Raw genomic sequence first — 3,853 nt, forward strand, 5'->3', positions numbered from 1 at the left:
GCTATTTCCTGTCGAGCTGTGCCCGTGTACCGGCGGTTTCTTACCACCCCTTTGGGTGAGCTCCGCGCTGGCGCTTGGTTCGTCCCCTGGAAGGGAACTCCTACACAGCGGTGCTATTTCCTGTCGAGCTGTGCCCGTGTACCGGCGGTTTCTTATCACCCCTTTGGGTGATTTCCGCGCTGGCGCTTGGTTCGTCCCCTGGAAGGGAACTCCTACAGTGCCCCCTAGAAGGGGGCACGATTCGCACCTCAAGAGGTGCTCCTACATAACTATCTACAGTTTTTCTGCCCAGGCTTTTGTGGCTTCGCGCATGGGCGGGTAGATTCTTTCGAAGGCATCCCGGCCGCGTTTGTAGGGGTCGGGGATGTCGTGGCCGCCATTCCAGTGAGTTAGCAGGAATGTCTTGCCGCTGGCTTCCGGGAAGGCTCTGCCCAGGCGTTCTTTCTGGCGGCTTTCCATGACCAGAATCAAATCGCTGTCGCGGCATAATTCACTGTCCAATTTGCGAGCCACATGCGTGCCACAGTCCAGGCCGTTTTCTTCCGCTACGGCGCGAGCAGTGGCTTCCATGTCCTGACCCACCAGCCCGACCAGACCAGCAGAAGACACGGCTTTTTCCGGCTTCAGCTCCCGCAGCATGGCGGCGACGGTGGGGCTGCGACAGATGTTGCCGTCGCAGACCACCAGAATGCGATTAAACATTACTCGTCCAGATCCCTTATCCGATCTCCCGCCAGTGCCCCGTAGTAGATGGTCTGGAAGGTCGGCAGAATATTCTTGATTACGCGGTTCCAGCGAGCCAGTGGCGCGGCGGTGACATAGACAATGTCGCGGCTTTGCAGGTCGAAACCATCCGCCAGAATCAGGGCTGTGGCGTCCTTGGCATTGAGCTGGTACAGGTCGATCAGGTGGTCACTGCCCTGGGGCGCGCGGCGCAGCACAAAGATACCGCGCGCATCTGCGGTGTCCTGGGTGTAGCCACCGGAAGATGACAGAGCTTCTGCCAGAGTCAGGCCATTACGGGTCATGGGCACAGGCTGGTTCTCACCCACTTCGCCCAGCACAAAGACTTTATTATCATCGTTGCGGGCCACGTGGATTACATCACCGGGGCGCAGCAAGACATTGTAGGCCGGGTTGCCTTCCTGGTAGACCGCCTTCAGCGACAGGGTATGTTCCTGCCCGTTACGGGTAAGAGTGACATCGTTCCAATCAGCCATTTCGGTCAACCCACCGGACGAATTCACCGCATCCAGCAGTCGCAGGGGCACATTGGTCACCGGGTAGGCGCCGGGTTGTTTGACCGCACCAGACACATAGACGCGCTGGCTGCGGAAAGCCGCAATGGTCACATCCACTTGCGGGTCTTCGATGTATTCGGCAATACGCTGGGCGATCAGGTCACGGATTTCGGTGACACGCAGGCCGACCACTTTGATCTTGCCGACGTAGGGATAAAAAATGGTGCCATCGTTATGTACCCAGTTACCGGATTCGGACGGGCTACGCATGGAACCCGCCGGAATGGTCAGCTCCGGGTGATCCCACACTGTTATTTGCAGTACATCACCGAGCCCGACCACGTAATCGTAATCTTCCGGTTCTTCGAGCAGGACCGGGGCCGGCTTGGCTTTGTCCTGGGGCTCGGCTTTCAGCACATTAGTGGTAATGGTATGCACCTGCACCACATCCGGCAGGGGCTCGGCTTCTTCCGCACTTTCGTCTTCATCGAGAAACCAGCCCGGCGAGGTGGAAATATGAGACCCCGGCACCACCGTACAGCCCGCCAACGACACTAAAAGGCCAGCAGCCAGAAACTTCCCAAATGGATTCATAGATACCTGCATAAACTCTGTTACCAATTTACGTGTCGGGTCCACTGAAGGCCGGCGGTGAACCGCTCACGCTCTTCATAGGTCACTACGGGTTCATCCGTAGCAGAAAGCAGCCAGTTCAGGCGACCGCCCAATAAGGGGTGACCGATACGCAATTCGGCCAAAACAATATCCTGTTCCTCTGCGGCCTGAAGAATCTCGTCTCCGTCCACATGCAGCACTGCCCGGGTGCCGCCTTCTTCATTCAAGGTCGCCTGGGAGAGACTGAGGGCCACCGTCACATCGTTACGGAAAAACTGCTGCAGGCCGAGGGTGATGGCCTGGGCATCCCCTTCCCAGGTACTGGCTAGGTTGCGGCCATGGTAACGGAAACCCGTTTGATAGGTACTGTGTTCGTACATGACATTGTGGCGCCGATCACTAAACCAGCTACCCGCCACGGTATCGGTCGCTTCCACAAAGAAACGTTGAGAGCCGCTACCCCAGCCGGTGACCACATCGACGCCAGCCAAAGACGATAGTTTCGAGGGCAAGCCCCCGGCTTCGTCCTCACCCATGAACTGGCCATAGATGCCCAACGGCACATCACCGGGATTCAAGGACAAGCGGAAGTCCACGCCACCAATTTGATTAGCGGGATCATCTGTCTCATCAGGGTTATCTGGTGATGCATTGTCCTTCCCGATCAATGCATTCCAAAGTGCCCGACCTCCCTGCGGGCGCCCTTCACCGCCCCATTGCGCCAGACGCGACAGGCCAATTTGCAGGGAATCCAGCGGCTTGAAAACAAAGCGGGCGCCCAGCAGACGAGCATCGGGCACCGCGCGATCCTGCTCCAGCTGCCCGGCAATCAGTTGCAAATCCCAGGGGCCGATCCAGCTGAGCCAGGGGCTTTCCGGTGCCAGCGGCATTTGCCGGGAAAGCCATAGCCCGGGCACCGGGCGGGCATTATTGGACAGGGCCAAAGAGCTTTGCCAGCCCGGACCCCACCAGCGATCGACAGCACCGACGCCCAGCTGCCAGTTGCCAATAATGCCGGCCAGGTAGGTGTCGTCCAGGCGCACATATTGGTTGTCGCGCTCGCCGTCCACATAGCCAATGGCCAGTTGCCCGGCCCAGCGGTCGCCCATGCCGTAAAGTGCCACCTGGCTGGTAACTTCGTCTTCTACCTGGGTATCAAAGCTGGTGTAGAGCGGCTCCTGGTTGGCGCCGCCCAGCTCAATGGAAACACCGCGGGTGCTTTTCTGTGCTTTCTGGAGGGCTTTTTCCAGAAACGCGGCGTGCTGGTTTTCACAGCGTTTGGCGTCGGCTTCCGGGAGGCTATGGCGGGCAAGGCGGTAGCTTTTCATCAGCGCGGCCCAGCTGATGGGCCAACTGAGGGTAACGCCATCCAGGCAACCCTGGGACTGCAGCGCCTCGATGTGATGGCGTGCGGACAGGTCCCCGGCGGGCACCCAAGGCGAAGCGGCCTGGGCGCTGGTGGCACACAGAAAGGCCAGCCCCCCGAGACTCCAACGGGTTAACTGTGAAGAAAACTGCACTAAGGACATCCTATCCAGCTGTTCTGACATCGAGGGGCGGATTATGCGTACTTTTTTTTGTCATCCATATGACAAGCTGCGGCATTTTACAGTTTGTTTACTGCAATGCGAATGGTTTGCAGCACTTACCCTACGTAATTCATACGTATTGGTGACGCAGGTCTTTTAATACTTGGGGTTAGGATGATAACGCCAGAAGATTTTTGTCTAACAATTCAGGAGTAAGGTGGGTTTTAGTATAGGTTTTGTAGGTCGGCTTAGCCTAAAGGCGTAAGCCGACATTTGCCGTTTACCTCCATAGCGACGCCAGATGTCGGGTTACGGCTTCGCCTAACACGACCTACGCGCTACGCCTAAGCCGACATTGAACCCGGGGATCAAATAGTCTCCGTAGGTCAGATTAGCCTAAAGGCGTCATCCGACATTGGGCCGTTGAAACTGTGCGAGCCCGAACGGGAACCTCTAAGCACCGTGAGG

General features: G+C 57.7%; 3 protein-coding genes. All 3 read right to left on the bottom strand.

Features of this window, described 5'->3' with window-relative positions:
- Positions 1 to 273 precede the first annotated feature (273 nt).
- The 3 genes from A3754_RS12765 to A3754_RS12775 are packed head-to-tail and all read right to left on the bottom strand — an operon-like array spanning position 274 to position 3,385.
- Positions 274 to 702 carry a low molecular weight protein-tyrosine-phosphatase gene (locus A3754_RS12765; protein ID WP_063519997.1) on the bottom strand — a complete coding sequence of 143 codons (429 nt, stop codon included), beginning with the start codon at positions 700 to 702 and terminating at the stop codon, positions 274 to 276.
- Positions 702 to 1,835: a polysaccharide export protein gene (locus A3754_RS12770; RefSeq protein WP_082872406.1), complete on the bottom strand. Its 1,134-nt coding sequence runs from the start codon at positions 1,833 to 1,835 to the stop codon at positions 702 to 704. The genes A3754_RS12765 and A3754_RS12770 overlap by 1 nt, the downstream gene beginning before the upstream one ends.
- A gap of 20 nt (positions 1,836 to 1,855) precedes the next feature.
- Positions 1,856 to 3,385: a capsule assembly Wzi family protein gene (locus A3754_RS12775; RefSeq protein ID WP_063519999.1), complete on the bottom strand. Its 1,530-nt coding sequence runs from the start codon at positions 3,383 to 3,385 to the stop codon at positions 1,856 to 1,858.
- Between the last annotated feature and the right edge of the window lie 468 nt (positions 3,386 to 3,853).

The sequence above is a fragment of the Alcanivorax sp. HI0083 genome (assembly GCF_001635175.1).